This is a genomic window from Rummeliibacillus sp. TYF005 (assembly GCF_003844195.1).
Lineage (GTDB): Bacteria > Bacillota > Bacilli > Bacillales_A > Planococcaceae > Rummeliibacillus.
In genome coordinates, this window is record NZ_ML122584.1 from 1 (window position 1) to 22,505 (window position 22,505).

A 22,505-nucleotide genomic window follows, 5' to 3' on the forward strand; every position below is an offset into this window, starting at 1 on the left:
ACAAGTGTTGCACTTAATATTACAATTCATCTAGTCAAAAAACTCCTATAAGTAAATCACATTATGTTGACCATTTAGCTTAAATTGTAATGACAGCATATCCTTAACTAATTCTTCTCCATACTCATTCATAAATTGGAATGGATTAAATGTTCTTTCTTGTAATCCACCACCCGGTAATAAGCGATCTTCAATCGTGCGGTATTTCCTTAATTGTACATCATTTTGTAGCAATACTTCATTTTCAATTTTTCTCATTAAGAAATCTAATTGTGATTCGTGAATTGATAGATTTTTATCAACTAATTTTTCTAGATTTATATTCGTATTACGTAAATGCTCTTGTATTACGTCATATTGTGTTCTCAACAATTGTTTTGTTTTTACTATCATTTGTTTTGATTTCTCATCATAGACCTTATCCTCAAATGACATTCTACGAGTTCCTGTTTTACCAGTAATAGCATCTGGCACTGTAATCTGGACTTCTTCAAGTAAGCTTTGAACTTGTCGATCTACAATCGTCATGTTCATACGTGGGACAAAAACCGGCACTTTCATGCCTAATGTTTCGAAGGCATCCTTTAAAGTTGACCAATAAGCTAGTTCGCCTGGGCCTCCTACAAATGCTAGTACAGGAAATACCATATCTTGCATTAATGGACGGGTAACAACGTTATTACTTAAACAAGTAGGATTCTCCTTAGCTAATTCTAACATCTCACTCGTCGTAAATTGGACATTCGCCATATGATTGATAAATTTACCACCATGGCGTTCTAATAAGAAACGTTCACCATCTTTGACATAGAAAAGATTTGCAGCTTCTTTTGTCGCACCAATAGGTGTTCCGTATCCTAGTTCTGTTAAATCTGCTTCACGAATAGTTACTACATCTGCTATTTCTTCTGCATTTTGAATGATCTTTTCAAAATAAGGTGACTCATATTCACGTAAACTTGAATATGCTGCATCGATAAATAATAATCCTTCTTCTTTAAATAACCAGTTCATCAATCGAACAAAGAAATCCGTATATGTTGAACTTTTTAATAATATAGCGTCTATTTTAGCTAACAGGTCTCCTGTGTATTCTGTTTCACCATATTGCATAAACGTTTCATGGATAAATTTTCGCGTTGTTTCAACATCAAGCATCGTTGTAGATGCCATTGTTTTCCTCTTTGAACGTTCGCCGTAAATATGTTTTTCTAATCGTCCATTAACAGCAGTAAATGTATGATTGATCTCATCGATATCGTGATCCTCACCTGCAATCCAAAAAACAGGTACAACAGGAATCCCTAATTTCCCACGCTGTTGTTGTGCTAACAAAATAACAGAAATTGCTTTATGAACAGAGTATAATGGGCCTGTCAATAAACCGGATTGTTGTCCGCCTATTACGACGACAGCATTCTCTTCTAATTCTTGAAGATGTTTTTCTGCTTTTTCGGATATTTCTAATGGCTCCATAAACTTTCTGATTACCATCACTAATTGTTCACGACGTATAGGATGTTTTTGTAAATCTTCTAATCTTTTTGAGAATGACTTTTCTTCATTTGGATAATGAAAAAATGATAATATAGATGATTTTCCATGTCGATAATCGTCTAATAAATGATTCGTTACAGGAATCTCAATTTGTTCCAATTTCATAATATTTGTAAACTCCTCTATGATAGTTGACTATATTGAAGTATAACATCTACCATTAGTTTATTTAAAAAATACGCTCATCGTGTTGCTAATTCAATTATTTTTAAGACCAAACCTACAAACCATATTGCTATGTATGTAAACGTAAGAACTAAAAACAGAAAACGCCATATTTTGCGGAATAGAGGCATTAGTTCTATTTCTTTTCTTGTCCTCCATTCTATCGTAGTGAAAACGATAGCAATAATACTAGCGATAATCAAAACAATAAAACCTATATCATACGACCAAATAAATTTTACTGAAGCTTGTATTGAAAAAAGTAAAATAAACGTCGTAAGATCAGCAGCTTTACTAAATATATTTTTCCGCTTATTCGAAAACTTTTTTAGAATTATATAACTAATCCCCAAAAATACAAAAGGACATAATATTAAAACGTCCATAATAATTGATAGCAAAACCATCAATTATTTCCACCACCTTCTTGCATTGCTAGCAATATAGAATAACAAGTTGACAACATAGGCAAGTTATATCCTCTTTGTTGTGCTAACTCAATGATGCCACCTATAATGGTTTCAATCTCCATTATTCTTCCATTCAAATAATCTGCAAGCATCGAAGAGGTATTCGTTGCAGTACTTTCACATACATCTTTCACATCTCCGTAAGATAGCTGAGATTTTTGTTCTGGAAAGGCTTCAATTACTTCTTGATATAATTGATGCAATAATTTTGCACTATATGGATTGGTAATAAGCTCTCCATTTTTTACTTTTAGTATAGTGGTAAGCGTGTTCACAAAGCAATTTAATAATGCTTTTCGAAGTAACATTTTTCTGTAATCATCCAAAAGTACAACAGGAAAGAAATTTGCATCCAAACTATCAAACTTTTTAAATTCGTTTTTTCTCCCCCTCAATTGAGCGATTTTTAAATCCCCAATTCCTCTATGAATGACTGTATTTTGATTAACTTTTTCTGCTCCAAACTCAACCGTTCCTAAATAGATAGTATGTTGTTTTAGTGATTTGGCAATTTCTATATGACGTATCCCATTTTGGATAAATAATAACTCCGCATTTACTGGTAACTTGTCGAATAATGATTGTAGTTCATGTAAATGATGGTACTTTACTGCAATAATCCAAATCGCCTTAACATCCAAATCATCAGGATTTGTACTTACTTTAAAGGTAACATTACTTTGTAGACCTTCATTATTTATAAAACTCACACCATTATTTCGAATCTTTTCCTCTTGTAGTTTTGAATGGACAAGCAGTTCTACTTTATGCCCTTGCTTGACTAGACAATTGGCCATTACTAAGCCAACAGCCCCTCCTCCAACAATTACAAAATGCATGCTTACACCTTCTTTTTGTCCTCGTGTCAGCTTCCTTCACAGTTGACATGGTAACGTTTCTCTCCATAAAAGATCCGCCCAATATAGGCGGATCTTAGAAGTTAATAGTATTATACAGGATAAACTGGATGTTTTCGATATGGTGAAATAACTTGCTTTGATATTAAGTTTTCAAGCCTGTTACTAATAGATTGTCGAACATTTTCAGGTGAAATAATATCATCAATTATTAGCTCCGAAGCCAATTTAAAGATATCAATTTCTTGTTGATATTCATGTTGTTTTTGTTGGATAAATTGACGTTTTTCAGTCACATCTTCAATTGATTCTATTTTATTTGCATATACTGCATTTACTGCAGCTTCTGGGCCCATAACTGCGATTTGAGCAGTAGGGAGGGCAATGCAAACATCAGGTTCAAATGCAGGCCCACACATTGCATATAAACCAGCCCCATACGCTTTTCGTATAATGACAGATATCTTTGGAACTGTTGCACTACTCATTGCGGCTATCATTTTTGCACCATGTCGTATAATTCCACTTTTCTCTACTTTCGTCCCAATCATAAAACCTGGTACGTCCGCTAAAAATAATAGAGGGATATTGAAAGCATCACAAAGGGTCATGAATTTCGCCGCTTTATCAGCTGAATCTATAAAAAGTACACCACCTTTTATCTTTGGCTGATTGGCAATAATGCCTACTACTTTTCCATCTATTCTTGCCAAACCTGTAATTATTTCTTGAGCGAATAATTTTTTAATTTCAAAAAAACTTCCTTGATCAATTAGCTGCCCAATTGCTTCATACATATCAAAAGGCGCATTTTGATTTTGCGGAATAATCTCCCCTAACTTTCTTCCATCTATCGGCTGTACAGGAATACCATTAGTAGGTTTCTCACTGCAATTCTGTGGAAAATACGTTAAATATCTTCTCGCTTCACGAATTGCTTCTTCCTCTGTTTTGACAAGTATGTCTCCACAACCACTTACAGAGCAATGCATCATCGCTCCACCCATTTCTTCCAAAGTAACTTTTTCACCTATTACTTTCTCTGCCATCCTTGGTGAGCCTAAATACATGGATGCATTACCTTCTACCATAATAACAACATCACAAAACGCAGGAATATATGCACCTCCAGCAGCAGATGGTCCAAATAACAAACAGATTTGTGGGATTACACCGGATAGACGAACCTGATTGTGAAAAATCCTTCCAGCACCTCTCCGTCCAGGAAACATAGCTAATTGATCTGTGATTCTTGCACCTGCTGAATCTACTAAATACAGTAAAGGAACTAAACTTTTTTCAGCTGTTTCTTGAATACGAATGATTTTTTCAACTGTATGAGTTCCCCATGAACCAGCTTTAACAGTTGAATCATTTGCCATAACACATACAGTTTGTCCACCTATTTTCCCAACAGCCGTCACTACGCCATCAGCAGGTAACCCTTCTTTCTCACAATTTGCAAAACGACCATCTTCTTCGTATTTTCCATTATCAAATAATAGCTCTAGCCTGTCACGGACAAATAGTTTATTGGATGCAGCTAGTTTTTCATGATACTTTTGGGCACCACCTGCAAAAATCGATTCTAACGTCTTTTCTAATCGTGAATTTTTTAATGTTTCTTTTGTCATTTCGCATCCCCTTCATTTCCTAATTAAGAAACAACTACTAATGCATCGCCTTCATTGACAAAATCACCTTCTTGCACAAGAATTTCTTTAACAACCCCATTTACAGTCGATTCAATAGGTATTTCCATTTTCATCGACTCTAAAATAACAACTGCTTGACCTTCTTCTATTTTTTCACCTAATTTAACATCAATGTGAAATACGACTCCTGCCATCGTTGATTTTATACTCATCATTTTTCCCCCGTTTCGAATTTGATAGAAATAATATTACTTACTATTATTCTATTTAAAAATCGTGAGAACATTCTCATTATCATAAAAAAACTATATTATCTAAAACTAGAACAATTTGAAAAAATCCAAGGTTAACAACAAGCAATTAATATCTTTTTAGAAATCTATAAGAAAAGAAGTTGAGATCTTTTAGTCAAGCAAGTAATCGCTTGAAAAAACAAAAGGAAACATCTATTCAGATGTTTCCTTTTTTAAAAATTGAGTACCTGTTTCAAGCCACTGGATTAGTTCAGAATAATTATGTTGAAGTTGATCATATTCATCCTTCAACTCATAGTAAGCTTCAGATAATTGATCAAAACTTGTTAGCGCTTGCTTTAAATGCGTTCTCATCATTTGCTTTGGTTGAGATTTCGCATTTTCTAATTCTTTCTCATGTATTTTGCGTAATGTTTTATTCCATCTAAATCCACAAGCTTGCTTCGTCCTACCTAATGCCTCCGCTGCCTCTTGAAAACCAGCTAATTGCGAGCGTCCTTCACTAACCGCCTGTAACACAATTTGTGCTAGACGATCATCATCTTGTTGAAGCCATTGGTCTTTACGTTTTTTTATTTCCATACATATCACCTCGCATTTTTTACTACTATATGCGAGTTTTTTAAGTTTAGAAGTTATTTTGTCTTTGATAGAAACTGTTTTACTGCATTATGATGCTCTTCACTTTCCCATAACTTTGCGCATGTTTTTACTTCATCCATCACACGATCAAATAGATGTCGCTCTCTCCATTTACGTAATTCCATTTCTTTATATGCCTTGTGAACATTTGGATGGACTTTTCTCATATCTGCTATAAATTCAGCTAATGCTTGTTCTTTATCATTTTCAAATACACGCATTGCAAAGCCAATCTCGTAAAGTAAGTTAGCTGGGTATACCTTTGCATCTACTAACATTTTAAGTGCTCTATCATGACGTAATCCTCTTTCGAATAGATACGTCCCACCACCCCAACCAGAAGTGATGCCTAGAGTTCCTTGTATAAAGCCACATTTTGCTTCTTTTTTCACTAATCGAAAATCACACGCAGTTGCAATCTCACAACCCCCACCAACTGCTGTCCCATTTACTAGTGCGATTGTCGGTACTGGTAATGTTGCAATTTCATATAAGATTTTTGCCATTTTACTTAACATACCAAAAGCTTGTTCTTCAGTATGAAGGTTATGAAATTCTGCTAAATCTCCCCCTGAACAAAAAGCTTTATCTCCTTCACCAGTAATTACTAGAAATCGGACAGATTCATGATTATGTACATAAGTAATAACCTCTTTAAACCCTTCCATCACTTCATCATTAATTGCATTACGTTTTTCTGGGCGGTTAATCGTAAATGTTAAGATTCCATCTTGTTCTGAAAAATAATATGCCATTTCCAAATCCCCTTTGCTTAGTTTTAAGAATTATCAATTATTTTATCATAAATGGATGCTTTAATATAAAGTAAAGATTTCTAGCACTTTAAAAAATTAAATAAGCTAATATATAAAAAAAGACTACTTGAGAGCCATGGTCTCTCTAGTAGTCTTTTTTAGAACAAATACTGAATTATTTGCTCACAACTTCTTTACCTTTGTATTGTCCACATGCTTTACATACATGGTGAGCCAATTTAAGTTCACCACAGTTAGGGCAAGCAACCATACCTGGTACAGCTAGTTTAAAGTGTGTGCGACGTTGACGTTTCGCAGTTTTAGAAGTTCTTCTAAATGGTACAGCCATTGATGGCACCTCCTTACAGATCGGTTATTCGTCTGTTTGATCAAAATACTTAGCTAAAGCAGCCAGTCTTGGATCCGTTTTTTTTGCGTCTTTTTCTTTTTGACTTAAAAGCTCATCTTCTGTTAAATAAGACCAATCGGCGTTATTTTTTGGAGCTGGCTTTTCAGCACCTTCTTTGAACACTTGTATTGGAATTTCTAATAATATTAGCTCTTCTAAAACAGGGTCAACATCGATAACTTCGCCTTCAACAAGATGAACATTATCATATTCATCAGGATCTAGAGTATCGGACCAGCTGAATACTTCATCTGATTCAATATCATAAGTAAATTCGACATCTTCCCAAGTTCGTGAACAAGGAAGTATAAGTGTGCCAGTCAAATGAAAATGACAGTTCAATTGACTCGCACCAAATGTGCAGAATCCTTTTACATGAACGGGTGTACTACGGCGAATGTCCGTATTACGACGCATAAGTCCGTCCAATTGAACAATTTCGTCAATTGGCATCCCGTTTTGGCGATATTTAGATAATTGTGGGATTGCCCATTTCATACATTTATCACCTCAAGACAACAAAGTTGATTATATAATGCTAATTTATAGATGTCAAGATATTTTCTTGTCACTAGACAAAAGTCCTCGTATAATCATATTACTAAGTATAAACGGGGTGAAGATTTGATTGCAACAGGTATTATTGTCGAATACAATCCATTTCATAACGGACATCTCTATCATATCAAACAATCACGAGAACTTACAGATGCAGATGTAATTATTGCAGTTATGAGTGGTCATTTCTTACAACGTGGTGAACCTGCATTCGTGGATAAGTGGACAAGAACAAAAATGGCACTAGAAAATGGTGCAGATTTAGTAATTGAACTGCCTTATATCTACGCCACTGCACAAGCAAGCGATTTTGCTAAAGGTGGTGTTCTATTATTAGAAGCACTGCAATGTGACTTTTTATCTTTTGGAAGCGAGCAAGGAGATATCACACCGTTTTTGAATACGTACGAGCTTCTAGAGGCCCATAATGATAAATTGCAGGAAAACATTAAGCGTTTCGTTAAAACTGGTTTAAGCTACCCTCAAGCACTAAATACAGCCTATCAGCAGCTACTCTCTGACACCGAGCTTACATATGCCGATTTAACAAAACCTAATAATATCCTTGGTTACCATTACGTAGAAAATATAAAAAAATACAATACGAACATTAAACCAATTACGATTCAAAGAATTCAAGCAGGTTACCATGAGAAAATAGACAATGGTAAAACAATTGCCAGTGCAACAGGTATACGCCAAGAAATTCAAGAAAAGCATTCCCTACAAAGCGTCACTTCTTTTTTACCAAAATCTTCGCTCCAAACATTAACTGAATGGCACGAGGATTTTAAACATTTTGCTAGTTGGGAACTTTTTTGGCCATATTTGAGATTCTCTATCCTACGACTATCACCAGAACAGATTGCATTATATGCTGAAGTCACTGAAGGAATTGAATTTTCAATCATTCAAGCAGCAAAAGAGTGTAATGATTTCAATAGCTTTATGCATAAAGTTAAATCGAAGCGATATACATGGACAAGAATTCAAAGAATGCTGACACATATTTTTACAAATTTCACATGGCAACAGCTACACTCATCGAATAAACCTAGCTATATTCGCTTACTTGGTATGAGCAAAAACGGGCAACATTATTTATCCGAACGAAAAAAATTATTTACTCTACCTGTTATTAGTCGTGTAGCGAGTTCAAGTGATTCGATGCTACTTCAAGATATTCATGCAACAGATTTATATATGCTAGCTCTTGGAAAAAATAAAATGGGTATGGATTATAAAATCCCACCCATTCGATATTGATCATTTCTTTTCTGGAAGTTTTTCTAAATATTCCAATGCATCATCTACATTTTTTACAGGTACGATTTTCATCTTCGTACCTATTTTTTTGGCTTTTTTTACTGCTTCTTGGTAATTTGATTGTATCCCAGGATTTTTTTTCTTTATTTCTTTTGACAACGTATCATCTGGTGCAAAGAAAATTTCCACCCCGGCATCATCTGCAGCAATTACTTTTTTATCTATTCCACCAATCCGGCCAACATCACCTGTTTCAAACATTTCACCTGTACCAGCGACATTGTATCCTTTTGTTAGATCGCCTTTCGTCAATTGATCAATAATTTCTAAAGTGAACATTAATCCTGCGGAAGGGCCGCCTATATCTTCTGCATTAATCTTAACTTCAGGATTTGTAGTAATAGATGTACTGTCAGCAAAAGTGATACCTAATCCAACCTTCCCGTCAGCACCTGGTATTTTTTTTAATGTTATTTTTTTCTCTAATGTTTGGTGATCACGTTTTATTTTTACTTTCACGTGATCCCCTTTTTTCTTACTAGCTAAATAATCTACAAGTTCTTTATGCTTATGAATTTTAATATCATCAATACCAATAACTTCGTCACCGGTTTCTAAAATATTATCAGCTGCACCTTTTTCTACAACATAGTATACATAAACACCATTATAGTTAATCTTATATTCCAAACCTGCCTTTTTAAAGGCAACAAGTTTAGCATTAAATTGTGAATCAGTCATTAGTTTAAGTTGCCGATTATTATAATCCTTATCACTTTCATGTGGACTACGAACTTGACTGTCTTTTAAAATTTCCTTTTCATCACTGAGATTCGCTAACACATAGGTAAATGGTGTAGCAACTGACATTGCTACCGTCATCATACTAAGTTTTCCCTTACCAGGTTCATCAGCATTTTCTACTTTTACATAATTATCTAAATCATATGCATCGCCGGGTTGCATAATATAATAATGCAATGGGTAAACAAAGCCAATTATGACGATTGCTACAACAACAATTAGCGTAAAAAACTTTTTTAACTTCATTATTTCACCTCCAAATAACAACTGCCAACAACATATAAAATACTGTTCTATTACAACTGTTCACTAAGTTTATCACTAGTTTGCTTTTTCTTAAAGTAAAACTCCCACCTAGCTTTTACATACAAATAATACTCCCTTTGGAGATTACTTCGGTTCTAAAGCGAAAAAATAATTAGAATGGATGATGTACATCGTATTACATTACAGCAATATATTCCTGTGCTGGCTCTTTATACTACTATTACTATTACAACCTGGACTAGCCCATCAAGGTGCCGATACAGGGATGGAACTTTTTATCGATCATTTATTTCCATATTTACTTCCTTATCTCATATTAACCCAGTGGCTTTTACGATTAACGAATATATCTAGTATTCCTCAGCATTCAAAATGGAAATTTTACTTACAAATTTATTTTCTTAGTGCACTTGGAGGGTTTCCAACTGGAGCTGCTACCATTAGTTTCTTGTTAAAACAACAACAAATCACCAAAAAAGAAGCACCTTTACTACTAGCTATATGCCATGCACCAAGTCCACTATTTGTTGTTGGTTTTGTGGGTGTGGAAATATTAAAAAGTCCTATTAGTGGATGGTATATGCTTGCTATTATCCATGCTGTTAATATAGTCATGCTCATCGTATTCATACTCAAATTTAGAAAAATAAATGTAAGATCTATCTCTACTAAAAAAACTTCTACTGAATCAGCATCACCACTTATTGAAAGTATTAAAAATAGCTTACCAACAGTACTTTTAGTAGCTGCTACAGTTATTTTCTTTACTACAATTAGTTATGTATTAACTGAGACATTATTACGATTTGTACATCAATTACCCGATTGGATCATGTTAACTTTATATACTGTTCTTGAAATGACGTCAGGACTTGACAATGCTCAAGATTTATTTGCACATTCACAATGGCTAGAATTGATTGTCATCACTATCTTAACGATGCAAGGATTAAGTATTCATCTACAAGTAGCGGTCCTAGCAAAAGAGGCTAATATTTCGATGGTTCCATATGTATATACAAGGATTTTTCAAACACTTTTGATTCCTTTCTTATATTGGCTTATTTTTCTATCATTCTAATACATAAAAAGGTTACCAAGTAAAATTTACAAGGTAACCTTTTTATATATTGAGATTATTTTTGTTTGAATTTTTCTTTTAAGGCTTTTTCCACTATTTCAGGTACTAAACCATGTATATCTCCGCCATATTGTGAAACTTCTTTTACAATACTAGAACTTAAAAAAGAATACTTGTTTTTAGTCATGATAAAGAAAGTTTCAATATGTTCATCTAAAAATCGATTCATAGAGGTTATTTGCATTTCATATTCAAAATCCGATACTGCTCTTAAACCACGTACAACAGCATTTGCATTTTTGGATTTTGCATAATTAATCAATAATCCTGAAGAAGATTCAACTTTAACATTTGGCAAAGTATCCGTAACCTTTTCAATCAGATCAATTCGTTCATTGACATCAAACAGTGGCTTTTTACTTGAATTATTCATCACAGCAACATATACAGTATCAAAAATATCAGCAGCTCGTTTAATAATATCCAAATGTCCATTCGTTATTGGATCAAAACTACCTGGTACTACAGCGATTTTATTCAACACAATCTCCTTCTTCCTCGTCTAAACGATAGAATGAAATAATGGTACCACCATATTTTTCTTCACGAAACTTGTGGAAATTTATAAAAGCATCTGGCAAGTCAGTTTCAGTATCATGTTCACAAACAATGGTACCTTCTTTTGAAATTACTCCGTTTGAAACAATGTCTTCAACCATTTCATAATATTGATGTTTTTTATAAGGTGGATCTAAGAATATTAAATCTGCTTGTACTTCTCTTTTAATCAATAATTTTAAAGCACGTGTTGCATCGTTACGGTAAACTTCCGTACATTCTTCATAACGACATTTTGAAATATTTTCTTTTAAGTTATGGAATGCCCGACCATCTTTTTCGATGAAAATAGCCTTTTCCATACCTCTACTTAAAGCTTCGATCCCTAGACCACCACTTCCAGCAAATAAATCCAGTGCTACTCCACCCTCGAAAAAAGGGCCAAGTATATTAAATAAGGATTCCTTCACTTTATCTGTAGTAGGTCGTGTCGTCATACCACTTACAGCTTTTAATGGCATACCTTTTCGTTCACCAGCAATTACTCTCATTGTTTATCAAACCTTTATGTTTCTAATATTTGCGTATTCTATTATTCGTGGTCACTTGTTTTTATATCTATACGTTTATCTGACTTTTCAACGTTTACTAGGAATAATCGTACTAGCCATGCTTCTTCTATATAATATTCATTTCCATACTTTTCAATTGGTTGAGAGATAATATCATATCGATGATTGTTGTAAACATAAAATGGCTCATCCATAGGGAATCTAAAGGAACGACTATTACTTGTAATATAGAAGCCATGTGTGCCAACTTTTGAAGCATATCCTAATTTTTTTAGGATTGGCTTAATAGAATATAAAATACGTCCATCTTTAAATATAACTTGCACGTTATTTTGTTGCAATTCATTTATATAAACCGGACGTTTATCTTCAAATAACAATGGTGCTATATTATTACCATTCGTTGCATTCATATTAAAGAATGAAGTTTTTAAATGTAGAGTTTTAGATAAAAGGTTATCCAATCTTGTTGTCGTTACTTCTTTACCTTCCATCTCTTCTAATCCTTTTTTCCATTCTGTCGTTTGGTTTTGATTCATATAATCCTTTAACACATTTGTCATTTTTTGTGCTTTAGTAGAGCCCAAAGTACGGTTTGTTAAGAAAGATGCAACAATTGCTGGAGCCCATGATGGACTTGTATTAAATTTATATTTTTGATTAATCTGAGATATAATCACTTTTTGTTCTAATGTTTTTTCATTGATTTCAGAAGTAAATAAAATTCTTCCTGCAGAGTGTCTCTTTTTCTCAGTTTCAATAATGTCTACATGTTCAAATTTTTCTAATTCTAAACCATTCAATGATTTAGTTAAATCACTTGGAATATCATTTTTCCCATAAAGTGTCATTTGATCGTTCGTAAATACTTTTTTCATTTTACTTTTTCGCCAATATAAAGAAGTTACAGGACCATTTCCACTAAACATTGCATATTGAACTAAAGACAATTTTTTGCTAGCCACTTCTGGTAACCCCGTGATCCATTGTCCATTTGAATGTGTTTGATCTGTAATATGTATTGTTGTATGAACTGGTGTCCCATTTTCTATCTTTAAGAAAATATCTCGCAGAATTTGTCCAGATTTAATCCCTGTTTTTGAGATAGGAATAATATAAGATAATGTCTGTTCTTCCTTTTTCCCTTTTTGCAAACCAGTAATGGTTTTATTTAACCGATTACAGTTATTTTTGTCATTTTTAGAGCAAGACTTTTTAATACTTTTGGTAGGCCATATAAATCTCATACTGTCTTCTGGTAAAGAATTAAGATGATGATTAACAATTAGTTTTCCTTTTCGATATACAACATCTATGTCTTGATCGTAATGAAATGCCTTATCTTGTTCTGATAATTGATCCGAATAGACGTGGTATTGAAAAGTCAACATAATACCATTTATAAATAACAGGATCGAAAATAAACTGGCTGCAAATTTCATGTGCTAATCCCCCAAATCGTGATACTATGTGTAAAGAAAGGACGTGTATGATAAATGATTCAACAATTTATAGAACTAGGAGAGGGTTATGGTGATGTATATGAATTATGCGAGCTTATGAAAACAAATAAGCATCGTATTCATCATACATTTGTTTTTACATCTACTATTGGTGATAAAAAAGTAGCATCAATAGCCGTTGCATTAAACCCAGTTGGAGAAAGTAAATTTTCGCCAATCTATATTTGTCGAGAAGGGATTCCTTATTCAACAGAAAAGCCTTCTAAACGATTAGAACTATTTGAGGAGACAGTAAAAGAACTTGATCAATTACTCATCACATTAGATGTCAAACATTCCTCAGTTTATGTTGAAAAAGAGCTATATTATCAATACTTAATTGGAATATTACGCCTTTATCACTATATCCCATCACTGCACTAATTACTCATTTATATAGTGATTTCACATTAACACTAGATATAAAATACTATCTTTTTTTATATCGACGGGGAGTGTTAATCCTTTAGAGACCTGTTTTATAATCATATTCTTTTGCTTTATCTGGTTTAGCATTTTCAAACGCGGTCTTAACAAATGGACGATAAGACGGTAAGACTTCTCGAACGTAAGGGAGACGAGTCAATTTAGCTATTGTACTTTCAACATCTTCTTGATTGCAATATAAAACGACGTATTTAAGTCTTCTTGAAATATAATGTACATGGCCATAACGGCGTAATGATTTTGCCTGTTTTAAATGATGTACATATACGATTAAGCCTTGTCGATCTTTCATATGGATTCCCTCTTTTCTTATTTTAAAGAATAACACAGCAGTGAAATTAGGCGCAACCAAGTTTAGCTGACAGGATACATTGTTATCCGTTATAATAAGAGCATAAGTCTGCATTCAGAGGAGGACTAATATGGGAAAGAAAACGAAAGTGGCAATCGCAATTGCTGCTGCGAGTGCTGCAGCTTGGGCAGGATCAAAAGCCCTTTCCAAACCACAAAAACGAGAAAGTAAAATTGCGCTAAGCTATGAACATCCTGTAATTTTAGCTCATCGTGGTGGTTCACAATTAGCACCAGAACATACTATGGCTGCATTTCGAAAAGCTGCTGAATTAGGTGTAGACGGATTTGAAATTGATATTCGTCTAACAAAAGATGAAGAAATTGTTGTTTTTCATGATGATTATGTTGATCGTACTTGTGATGGAACTGGACGCGTGGCTGACTTAACTTTAGAAGAATTACAGAAGTTTAACTTTGGATATAATTTTGTCGATTTAGATGGGTATCTCTCATATCGTGATGAATTTGAATCTATTGTCACATTACGTGATTTACTAACTGAGTTCCCAGATATGTTTGTTAATATTGATATGAAAGATGCGCCCGATACATATGAAGGTGGTCTAATGCCTTCTAAACTATGGCGTTTAATCGAAGAACTAGATGCTACGAATCGTGTTGTTGTAACAAGCTTTTACGATGAACAAATTGATCGTTTTAATCTATATGCTCAAAATAAGGTAGCACTAGGTGCGGGACAAGCTGAAATAAGAAAAGCTTATACCTCATTTACGAGTCAATTTGGTCATTTGTATCACCCAAAAGTAGATGTTTTCCAAATACCAGAAAAGTATGGTGTATTTGCTTTAAACAATCAAAGTTTTATCCAATTTTTAAGTGACTTAAATATTCCAGTCCATTTTTGGACCATAAATGATTTATTGTCTATGAAAAAGTTAATCAATCTTGGTGCAAGAGGGATTGTTACAGACCGACCAGATTTAGCTGTTAAAGTGGTTAATGTATAATCAATTTAATAGATTAAAGTCTATTAAAAAGAGGTTTCTACTAACTAATGTAGAAACCTCTTTTAGCTTATTCTTTTAACTTATGCTGAGCATGAACAGCTACCACCTGAACCACATCCACCACTACTACAAGAGGATTCAGATTGGAAAAATGGATTACTTACTGGCACTTTAATCGAGTCAGAAACAGTTTTGCCGATTAAAAGTCCGATTTCATCCAACAAATCTTGGTAATCATTTTCTGCTAGTCTAAGAGCAGAAATTTTATCATTAACATCTAATTCACGTTTTTTTGCGCGAACTGATTTCATAATTGTTTGATAGTCTGGGTGATACTTTCCAAAACGTTGGACATCTTCATACTGATCCTTCATCCGTTGAAAATCATTAATTTTACGAACAAGTTCTTCATCAGAATATACCGCTAAATGCGCCTTTTGAAGATTCGCAAATTGTTCGGAGGAACGGATCATTGTATTAAGGTCTTGCACTTCTTCCAGAATCATAACCCATTCAGAAGTCATCATCATCGGTATTTCCCCCAATCTACTCATATCATAACAGATTTATGGCTTTTTTGTATGATTAGAGGATTGAAAGAATTAGTTATTTTCACTATTCATATTTGATATAATTTCTTCAACTACTTTTTCATCCGAAAAAGGAAGTATTTCGCCTGCAATTATTTGCCCCTCTTCATGTCCTTTACCAGCTATAACTACTACATCTCCTTGATTACAATCGTAAATAGCTTGCTGAATAGCATTTTTACGATTATGCTCTATCCTAAAGGGCTTAGTATGAATCCCTTTTGCAATAGCATTTATAATTGCACTGGCTGATTCACTTCTTGGGTTATCATCAGTAAGCCAAATCATATCAGCATACTGATCCGCTACTACCCCCATATCAAATCTTTTTCCTTGGTCTCGGTCTCCCCCACACCCAAAAACTACCACTAATCGATTTAACGTTTGTGGTCTTAATGCTTTTAATAATGCTTCTAATGCACTTGGCGTATGAGCATAATCTATAAAAATTCGAATACCTAATGGATTAGGTATTTCCTGCATTCTTCCTGTTGGCAGAGTCAATTTACTAGTATGTTGTGCTATTTCTTGTAAAGAAAATCCTAATTCCGTAATTGCTGCAATAGCTGCTAGTATATTATATTGCAAATATTCACCTTGAAAAGGAGTAATAATATCAGTTGGTATATCATTATTTTGGATTAACAACTTTGTACCCTTTTCACAATTCTGTCCGTGAATAATACTGCAATCAGCTAAATTATTTTTTCCAAAGCTTTTTACATTAGGATATTCCAAAAGTAATTGTTTACAGAAAGGATCATCAATATTTACAATAATTTGTTCAGAGAATAAGCATAACCTCTTTTTCGCCGCCAAATAATATTTTTCTCCACCATGTTCTTCGTAATGATCCCTACTAACATTTAAATATACGCCAATATTAATATTACAATCATCAAGACGATGTTCAGATAATGCAAGTGATGAAGCTTCCATCACGACATGTGTTACCCCTTGACTAACACAATAAGCAAAAATCCTATACAATTCTGTAGCTAAAGGTGTTGTTAAAGGTTCTAGCATAATATTTTGCTTCTTCCCATTTATAAACAGGCCAACTGTTCCTATTACAGCTACTTTCACATTCAATGATTGAAGTAATTGCCCGATTAAATGTGTTACTGTTGTTTTACCGTTAGTACCTGTCACAGCTACAATTGTCAACTTTTCATCAAAAGCTCCATATATCTTTTTACTCGCATATGATAAAAAAGTTGAACAATTTGGCACCCAGACAACTGGAATTTGTAGGTTGACTTTTGCTTCGTATCTATTATGTACGATAGCTGCAGCACCATTTTGTATAGCTAAATCTTTAAAATCCCATCCATCATATTTTTTCCCTTTGCGTGCAACAAATAGATCTCCCGGTTTAACATCACTAGCTCTATCTGTTATTCCTTTAATTTCAGAACGTATTGAACCACATTCTAATTCACACGGCCATTCTTTTAATAATTCTGCCAATATCAACGATGTTCCTCCTGCACCTTTTAGTTGAGAATGAATACATTACTATAACCCCTCCACCACTTATATCGTATGAAGAATATACAGAATATGTCACGAGGAGATAGGAGTCACAAAATGATTATTCAAAAATTTGGCGGAATTGCTATGCAATCTAAAGCTTCTCGTAAGCATTGCCTTCTCCATATTAAAAGAGCTCTAAGAGAACATGGAAAAACAGTTGTTGTTGTCTCTGCAATGGGTAGAGATGGCGATGCTTACGCAACTGATACTTTATTGGATATAACAGATGCATTAAGTACTTCTCCAAAGGCAAAGGATTTAGTTGCTGCATGCGGAGAGCTAATTTCTGCTGCAGTACTTTCATCAGAACTAAAGCAAGATGGAATAGATAATCTATTGCTTTATGGAGCTCCACTAGGAATAATAACTACCAATAATTTCGGAGATGCTGAAATTATTGATATTCACAAGGAAACACTCTTATCCGCCCTAGAACATCATGATTGTTTGGTTATTCCTGGATTTCAAGGTATTACAGAAGAAGGATACATTGCCACTCTTGGTAGAGGTGGTAGTGATTTAACCGCCGCTGTTTTAGGGGCCACTTTGCCTAATGCAACAATAGAGTATTATAAGGACGTTCCAGGTGTAATGACTGGAGATCCTAATTATGAAGATGATGTTGAACTTATTAGAGCAATACCTTATTCCAAGTTTTTATCATTATTGAATAATGTCCATCCTTTAATACAAAAAAAAGCAGCTGAAATGGCTCAACAACACCAACTCAAGCTGCATATACGGAATATTTTTAATCTAGAATCCGGTACATTTGTATTTCCAGATGCTGATTAATGACTATCTGATTCACTACGTTTGATAAAAACTTGTGTAAAATGTTTACCAAAGGCACCTGTACCGATTTGATTGAAATGCTTATTCAATAGGGTGTCTCGATGTTTCTCGGAATTTAAGAGTCCATTTATAGCTTCTGGCGCATCTAAATAATCCTCTGTTACATTTTCTCCAGCAGAATCAAATTGAATCTCCGCAATTTTTAGTCGATCTTTAAACGCATCACTTGCCTGTTCTTCTTTTGAAAGATTATTGACTGCAAGTTTCTCACTATGCGCCATAGCCAGCTCATTTAAATCTTCCGCAGAAGTCAACTCTGGTAGACCTTTTTGAACTCGATAAACATTGGTTAACTCAAATAATTGTTTACGGTTTTCTTGATCAATTTCTACTTGCTTATACGAAGAAGGAACGGATGGGGTGATCAAATCTCCCACATAAGTCATATCATATGGGTGTTGTTTAACAAGAGTTTCACCATCAATATACCGAACAGCTTCTAACGTTTTATCAATCGCATCAAAATACAATTGTGCATATAAACCATCATACATGATTAAAATACGTGACTGTAAATCCGCTTCGTTCAATATAAAGGTATAAATATTTTGTTTGATTTTTACACTAACTTCCGTATCTGTAATGGTATTTCGATATAATTCATCAATCCCCTGACCTATTTTAAAAGGAGATGCATCCGCTTCAGAACCTGTAATATATACTTGTTTTACCTTATTATTTTCAACCCCAATAAGTAAATAATTACTTGGCGATTTTTGATATACCCACCAATCAAAGTCATAAGCAGATGGACTTTTTCGATCAGGAGTTCCCAATGTTTTTTTCAGTTTTTTGGTTGAAAGACCGACTAAAGTAGATAATCCTTTATTTGGTCTTTCTACTACCGAATTATTTAAATCAGGAGCAACTTTCTGAGGAATTACTTTCCCATTAGAATTAGGTGCTTTCAGTGGTGCATTTTCTTTAACTGGTTGATTTATATAGAAGAAAGCAATCAATATTCCCGCTAATATAATTAAAACCCTCAATAAGACTTTCACATCAATCTCTCTCCTATTTTTTAATAATGTTATTATACCAATTACATAAACGGATTCACAATGTTGTCATTGCAACCGGTCCCATTTTGCTCTATTATAAAATGGAACGTATTTGTACGAAAGTGTCGAAGGAGGAAAATTAGAATGTATTTTGAAAATACTGGACTTGAAAACAAAGTTGCGCACATTACTTTACTTGATGAACTAATGGGCAATAATGGCTTAATTCGTGCTACTGGATGGGATTACGAACGTATTACATGGGATAGAAGATTCGACGTAGCTGAAGGTACTTACTACTTAAGAGTATTTGGTTATACAAAAGATGGCGATAATGGATCAAATGATGCTAATATTACACTTTTAAAACCTGTTCTTGGTAAACATTATTACCCACATGGCGTTGAATATGGAGAAGATGAAATCTATCCTGCTCAACTCGTGAAAAATTGCCAAAACATTTTAGACTCCATCTCAAAAGAACTAGATCAATTCAATAAATAGGATTCATGCACTTATCTTTTTAGCTATACAAAGTTTACAGAAACTTTGTATAGCTTTTTTATTTCTTCTCTAATTATGCATCCACTATTTGGGCGAATGCTGAAAAAATATTTCAATTAGCATGATTTTCAGAAATCTCCTCATACTATCATTGTCAAATATATATGGGTGATTAGGATGAGTTTACATCGTATTTTTTCAAAATCTTGGCGTTGGCTTATTTTTATAATCTGTTTAGTATTTTCTCTTTTTTATGCAAAACCAATACTTATAGCCTTTCTTACTGCACTTTGTTTTAATCCACTAATTATTAGGTATGAAAAAAAGTGGAACAAAACACGTCGCTTTATTGTACCAGTCTTTTTCTCAATCTTTAGTATAGTTGTACTTTTCTTCTGCTATTTACTATACTTAATCGTACTGCATAAGTTTAGTGATTTTTCACATTGGATACCACATCTTTTAGAAACAATTAATGAAAGATGGATTTATTTCCAAGCAAAGTTAGCTAATATTACACATGATTTACCACGTCCTATAATTATTTCTATCCAACAATGGATTGAAGATATGTTGAACAGCCTGCAAAAAATTGCAACGACATATTTTCAAGCTAATTATTTACTCAATTTATTTCAAAAGTTTCCCTCAGCTATTTTTAAAATGTTCATTTATTTCTTGGCTTTATATTATGCTATGTTGGAAATTCCCAAAATCACGAAATCTTTAAGTCGATGGTTACATATAGAAAAGAACCCTTCTGTAACGGTGTTCCTCCAACATTTTAAAAAAGGAACCCTGGAATTTCTTAAAGCACAATTAATCGTGAGTGTTATTATTTTTTCTGTTACATTATGTACTTTATTATGGATTACACCCCGATATGCATTACCAATGGCTATAGTTATTTGGTTTGTAGATTTGCTACCTATTTTAGGAGCGATGATGGTCCTAATTCCTTGGGCAATCATCAGTTGGATGAGCGGACAAAACTTTGAAGGAACAATTCTATTTATATTAGCTATCGTTGTTATTGTTCTGCGGCAAATATTAGAAACTAAAGTTACGAGTAATCATCTAGGACTTCCACCTCTTACTACACTCATTTGCATGTACGTGGGATTTGAAATGTTCGGCATTATTGGATTTTTCATAGGCCCATTTGTTGCGATTCTAATCGTTGTTATTGGGCAATTTAGGAAAAGTTGGACTGCATTTAAAAGAAAAAACTAATTCCATTTAATGGAATTAGTTTTTTCTCATTAATGATTATTCAAAATTGCTTTAATAACAGAAGTTGTTGGTCCACCACTATAAAAAACGTAAAGTAATAAGTAAACAGCTACGCCGGTAATCGCTACAAAGAACCAAATTATACTAGTAATTGGCGCTATTTTACGATGACGCTCTAGTTTATTTGTAAAGCCTGCTATTAAAGTAACAATCCCGAACACTGCACCTGAAGTGGCTAACATTATATGAAATACCAAGAAAATTGTATAGTATATTTTCAAATGATCAGGGCCACCAAAAGCTGTATTTCCGATAAATACTGTTCTTGAAAGATAGATGATAAAGAAAAGTAAAGCTGACACAGCAGCAGCAATCATTGTCTTTTTATGTGCTTCTTTTTTTCTTTGTTTAATAAGTATCCAACCAATCGCGATAAGTATCGCGCTTAGAACTATAAAGGAAGTACTTATTGTAGGTAAAATAGGTACACTCATAATTTTACTCCTAACACTGTAATTTTGTTCAATCAATGAAATTGATTTTGAGATAATCTTTGTCTTTCTTTTAATGCTTCTTCAGTCATTTTATCAGCATTCTTTTGATCATTTTTATACCACACCATGAATACTCGTCCTAAAATAACCGCAAAAATTATTTCTTGAATAATTTTCATTATTACACCACCAAGTTGTTGATCTTCAAGTGGTGTCATGTTCGTAAATAATTCTGGACCTGATAGAGTCAATCCTTGCAATGTGTTACTTGGAACGCAAAGGGCCATCGCTTTCATCCACGTTTCTCCATCTGTATATGTTGCATAAAAGGCAGTAGGCGAAAAGATAATTAGTGCACAAGAAGGTGTAATAAGTATCGCATTCGCAATAATATAAAAGAACTTATTTATATCTTTCATAGCTGGTTCGCCTTCTACTGTATTTAGCAATGGCCAATACATGAACAAAGCAGACATAAATAGAACGAATGTATAAATACCATGTGCGGTTTCATCTAACTTAATGTAATCTAAGACAACCGGTAAATGATAAACCGAAAACATAAACACAAAAAAGAAAACTGCAAAAATTGGCTTCGTCATAAAATGAAATACTGGCTTCACATATGGTAAGTTAATAACTACCTTCCATAACCAATTTGGAATGCCAATAATAAAGAAAATCGGAATAAACAATAATAAAAAAGCCATTTGAACCATATGCATTGTGAACATAATATGTGACATTAAATCAATAGGGGATCCTATAATGACGTATAGCATAATCATTGCAAAAACAAATGATATAGCTTCTCCCTTTTTAAGTGGTTCACTATATTTAAAGTCATTTCTCCATTTAGTCGTGATTAAAAAATATAATACCGTAAAGAACACCAGCACACCTATTAATGCTGGGCTCCACATAGCACGAAACCCGAAAATACTTAATGGCATTGTAATTCTCTCCTTATTTACAATCAATACCTACATTATATAGAGGTTCTCACAAAACTACAATGAACGAATCATGACATTTGGTTTTAACCGTTATTAGAGCAAAATTTTACTTACAAGTTGACTTTAAATTTGTTCGATATACGAGAAAAAGTCCTTTTAAATAATAATCGAGTAGGAGGGAGTGATTAACTCCCG

At 33.7% G+C, this 22,505-nt stretch carries 26 protein-coding genes; 7 read left to right on the forward strand and 19 right to left on the reverse strand.

Annotated features, from left to right (window positions below; all coding sequences use genetic code 11):
* Positions 1-45 precede the first annotated feature (45 nt).
* The 9 genes from bshC to CW357_RS15645 form a co-directional block, all read right to left on the reverse strand.
* Entirely contained in the window at positions 46-1,662 is a 1,617-nt protein-coding gene (gene bshC, locus CW357_RS15605; protein ID WP_124218547.1) for a bacillithiol biosynthesis cysteine-adding enzyme BshC, read from the reverse strand.
* 77 nt (positions 1,663-1,739) lie between these two features.
* Positions 1,740-2,129 carry a DUF3397 domain-containing protein gene (locus tag CW357_RS18935; protein ID WP_124218548.1) on the reverse strand — a complete coding sequence of 130 codons (390 nt, stop codon included), beginning with the start codon at positions 2,127-2,129 and terminating at the stop codon, positions 1,740-1,742.
* A complete protein-coding gene (locus CW357_RS15615; protein WP_124218549.1) occupies positions 2,129-3,031 on the reverse strand; it encodes a ketopantoate reductase family protein in 903 nt (300 codons plus the stop codon). Before CW357_RS15615 ends, CW357_RS18935 begins: the two co-directional genes overlap by 1 nt.
* A 110-nt stretch (positions 3,032-3,141) precedes the next feature.
* Positions 3,142-4,683, reverse strand: a complete 1,542-nt coding sequence (locus tag CW357_RS15620) for an acyl-CoA carboxylase subunit beta (protein ID WP_124218550.1) — start codon at positions 4,681-4,683, stop codon at positions 3,142-3,144.
* A gap of 23 nt (positions 4,684-4,706) precedes the next feature.
* The gene (locus CW357_RS15625; RefSeq protein ID WP_124218551.1) at positions 4,707-4,919 is read right to left on the reverse strand and encodes an acetyl-CoA carboxylase biotin carboxyl carrier protein subunit; all 213 of its coding nucleotides are present in this window, start codon (positions 4,917-4,919) and stop codon (positions 4,707-4,709) included.
* A gap of 231 nt (positions 4,920-5,150) precedes the next feature.
* On the reverse strand, positions 5,151-5,540 hold the full coding sequence (locus tag CW357_RS15630) for a transcriptional regulator (protein ID WP_119414192.1): 390 nt from the start codon (positions 5,538-5,540) through the stop codon (positions 5,151-5,153).
* A gap of 53 nt (positions 5,541-5,593) precedes the next feature.
* Positions 5,594-6,355 carry an enoyl-CoA hydratase/isomerase family protein gene (locus tag CW357_RS15635; protein WP_124218552.1) on the reverse strand — a complete coding sequence of 254 codons (762 nt, stop codon included), beginning with the start codon at positions 6,353-6,355 and terminating at the stop codon, positions 5,594-5,596.
* Positions 6,356-6,530: 175 nt separating this feature from the next.
* Entirely contained in the window at positions 6,531-6,704 is a 174-nt protein-coding gene (gene rpmF / locus CW357_RS15640; RefSeq protein WP_102692762.1) for a 50S ribosomal protein L32, read from the reverse strand.
* Positions 6,705-6,728: 24 nt separating this feature from the next.
* Positions 6,729-7,262 (reverse strand): YceD family protein, encoded by a 534-nt coding sequence (locus tag CW357_RS15645; RefSeq protein ID WP_124218553.1) that lies wholly within the window; start codon positions 7,260-7,262, stop codon positions 6,729-6,731.
* Positions 7,263-7,388: 126 nt separating this feature from the next.
* Between CW357_RS15645 and CW357_RS15650 the strand changes: the two genes are divergently transcribed.
* Positions 7,389-8,588: a nucleotidyltransferase gene (locus tag CW357_RS15650; RefSeq protein ID WP_119414189.1), complete on the forward strand. Its 1,200-nt coding sequence runs from the start codon at positions 7,389-7,391 to the stop codon at positions 8,586-8,588.
* Here the strand turns inward: CW357_RS15650 and CW357_RS15655 are convergent, their stop codons facing one another.
* Positions 8,589-9,638 (reverse strand): SepM family pheromone-processing serine protease, encoded by a 1,050-nt coding sequence (locus tag CW357_RS15655; protein ID WP_119414188.1) that lies wholly within the window; start codon positions 9,636-9,638, stop codon positions 8,589-8,591.
* Positions 9,639-9,822: 184 nt separating this feature from the next.
* Between CW357_RS15655 and CW357_RS15660 the strand changes: the two genes are divergently transcribed.
* Positions 9,823-10,740: a hypothetical protein gene (locus tag CW357_RS15660; RefSeq protein WP_124218554.1), complete on the forward strand. Its 918-nt coding sequence runs from the start codon at positions 9,823-9,825 to the stop codon at positions 10,738-10,740.
* Between the two features lie 55 nt (positions 10,741-10,795).
* Here the strand turns inward: CW357_RS15660 and coaD are convergent, their stop codons facing one another.
* The 3 genes from coaD to CW357_RS15675 are packed head-to-tail and all read right to left on the reverse strand — an operon-like array spanning position 10,796 to position 13,312.
* Positions 10,796-11,284: a pantetheine-phosphate adenylyltransferase gene (gene coaD, locus CW357_RS15665; protein ID WP_369973720.1), complete on the reverse strand. Its 489-nt coding sequence runs from the start codon at positions 11,282-11,284 to the stop codon at positions 10,796-10,798.
* A complete protein-coding gene (gene rsmD / locus CW357_RS15670) occupies positions 11,274-11,849 on the reverse strand; it encodes a 16S rRNA (guanine(966)-N(2))-methyltransferase RsmD (RefSeq protein WP_119414185.1) in 576 nt (191 codons plus the stop codon). Before rsmD ends, coaD begins: the two co-directional genes overlap by 11 nt.
* A gap of 41 nt (positions 11,850-11,890) precedes the next feature.
* Complete coding sequence (locus CW357_RS15675) at positions 11,891-13,312, reverse strand: hypothetical protein (protein ID WP_124218555.1); 1,422 nt, start codon at positions 13,310-13,312, stop codon at positions 11,891-11,893.
* Between the two features lie 54 nt (positions 13,313-13,366).
* Here CW357_RS15675 and CW357_RS15680 point away from each other — a divergent pair, with 54 nt between their 5' ends.
* Positions 13,367-13,756, forward strand: a complete 390-nt coding sequence (locus CW357_RS15680; protein ID WP_119414183.1) for a DUF7147 family protein — start codon at positions 13,367-13,369, stop codon at positions 13,754-13,756.
* 82 nt (positions 13,757-13,838) lie between these two features.
* Here CW357_RS15680 and CW357_RS15685 read toward each other — a convergent pair whose 3' ends face one another.
* Positions 13,839-14,111 (reverse strand): YlbG family protein, encoded by a 273-nt coding sequence (locus CW357_RS15685; protein WP_124218556.1) that lies wholly within the window; start codon positions 14,109-14,111, stop codon positions 13,839-13,841.
* A 130-nt stretch (positions 14,112-14,241) separates the two neighbouring features.
* Here CW357_RS15685 and CW357_RS15690 point away from each other — a divergent pair, with 130 nt between their 5' ends.
* On the forward strand, positions 14,242-15,141 hold the full coding sequence (locus tag CW357_RS15690; RefSeq protein ID WP_119414181.1) for a glycerophosphodiester phosphodiesterase family protein: 900 nt from the start codon (positions 14,242-14,244) through the stop codon (positions 15,139-15,141).
* Positions 15,142-15,221: 80 nt separating this feature from the next.
* Here the strand turns inward: CW357_RS15690 and CW357_RS15695 are convergent, their stop codons facing one another.
* Together CW357_RS15695 and CW357_RS15700 are read right to left on the reverse strand one after the other, a co-directional pair.
* Positions 15,222-15,671: a YlbF/YmcA family competence regulator gene (locus CW357_RS15695; protein ID WP_119414180.1), complete on the reverse strand. Its 450-nt coding sequence runs from the start codon at positions 15,669-15,671 to the stop codon at positions 15,222-15,224.
* Between the two features lie 72 nt (positions 15,672-15,743).
* Positions 15,744-17,207: a UDP-N-acetylmuramoyl-L-alanyl-D-glutamate--2,6-diaminopimelate ligase gene (locus CW357_RS15700; RefSeq protein ID WP_158582301.1), complete on the reverse strand. Its 1,464-nt coding sequence runs from the start codon at positions 17,205-17,207 to the stop codon at positions 15,744-15,746.
* Positions 17,208-17,321: 114 nt separating this feature from the next.
* On the opposite strand from CW357_RS15700, the gene CW357_RS15705 reads away from it, so the two are divergent.
* Positions 17,322-18,062, forward strand: coding sequence for an amino acid kinase family protein (locus CW357_RS15705; protein WP_124218558.1), 741 nt, complete (start codon positions 17,322-17,324; stop codon positions 18,060-18,062).
* On the opposite strand, the gene CW357_RS15710 is transcribed toward CW357_RS15705, so the two are convergent.
* Positions 18,059-19,123, reverse strand: a complete 1,065-nt coding sequence (locus CW357_RS15710) for a CAP domain-containing protein (RefSeq protein ID WP_119414177.1) — start codon at positions 19,121-19,123, stop codon at positions 18,059-18,061. The two genes, CW357_RS15705 and CW357_RS15710, sit on opposite strands and share 4 nt — an antisense overlap.
* A gap of 144 nt (positions 19,124-19,267) precedes the next feature.
* On the opposite strand from CW357_RS15710, the gene CW357_RS15715 reads away from it, so the two are divergent.
* Both CW357_RS15715 and ytvI read left to right on the forward strand, forming a co-directional pair.
* Positions 19,268-19,627, forward strand: coding sequence for a YugN family protein (locus tag CW357_RS15715; protein WP_119414176.1), 360 nt, complete (start codon positions 19,268-19,270; stop codon positions 19,625-19,627).
* 177 nt (positions 19,628-19,804) lie between these two features.
* Complete coding sequence (gene ytvI, locus CW357_RS15720; protein WP_119414175.1) at positions 19,805-20,860, forward strand: sporulation integral membrane protein YtvI; 1,056 nt, start codon at positions 19,805-19,807, stop codon at positions 20,858-20,860.
* Positions 20,861-20,889: 29 nt separating this feature from the next.
* Here ytvI and CW357_RS15725 read toward each other — a convergent pair whose 3' ends face one another.
* Together CW357_RS15725 and ctaG are read right to left on the reverse strand one after the other, a co-directional pair.
* Positions 20,890-21,354 carry a DUF420 domain-containing protein gene (locus CW357_RS15725; protein WP_199670632.1) on the reverse strand — a complete coding sequence of 155 codons (465 nt, stop codon included), beginning with the start codon at positions 21,352-21,354 and terminating at the stop codon, positions 20,890-20,892.
* Between the two features lie 32 nt (positions 21,355-21,386).
* A complete protein-coding gene (gene ctaG, locus CW357_RS15730; protein WP_124218557.1) occupies positions 21,387-22,307 on the reverse strand; it encodes a cytochrome c oxidase assembly factor CtaG in 921 nt (306 codons plus the stop codon).
* Positions 22,308-22,505: the final 198 nt, after the last annotated feature.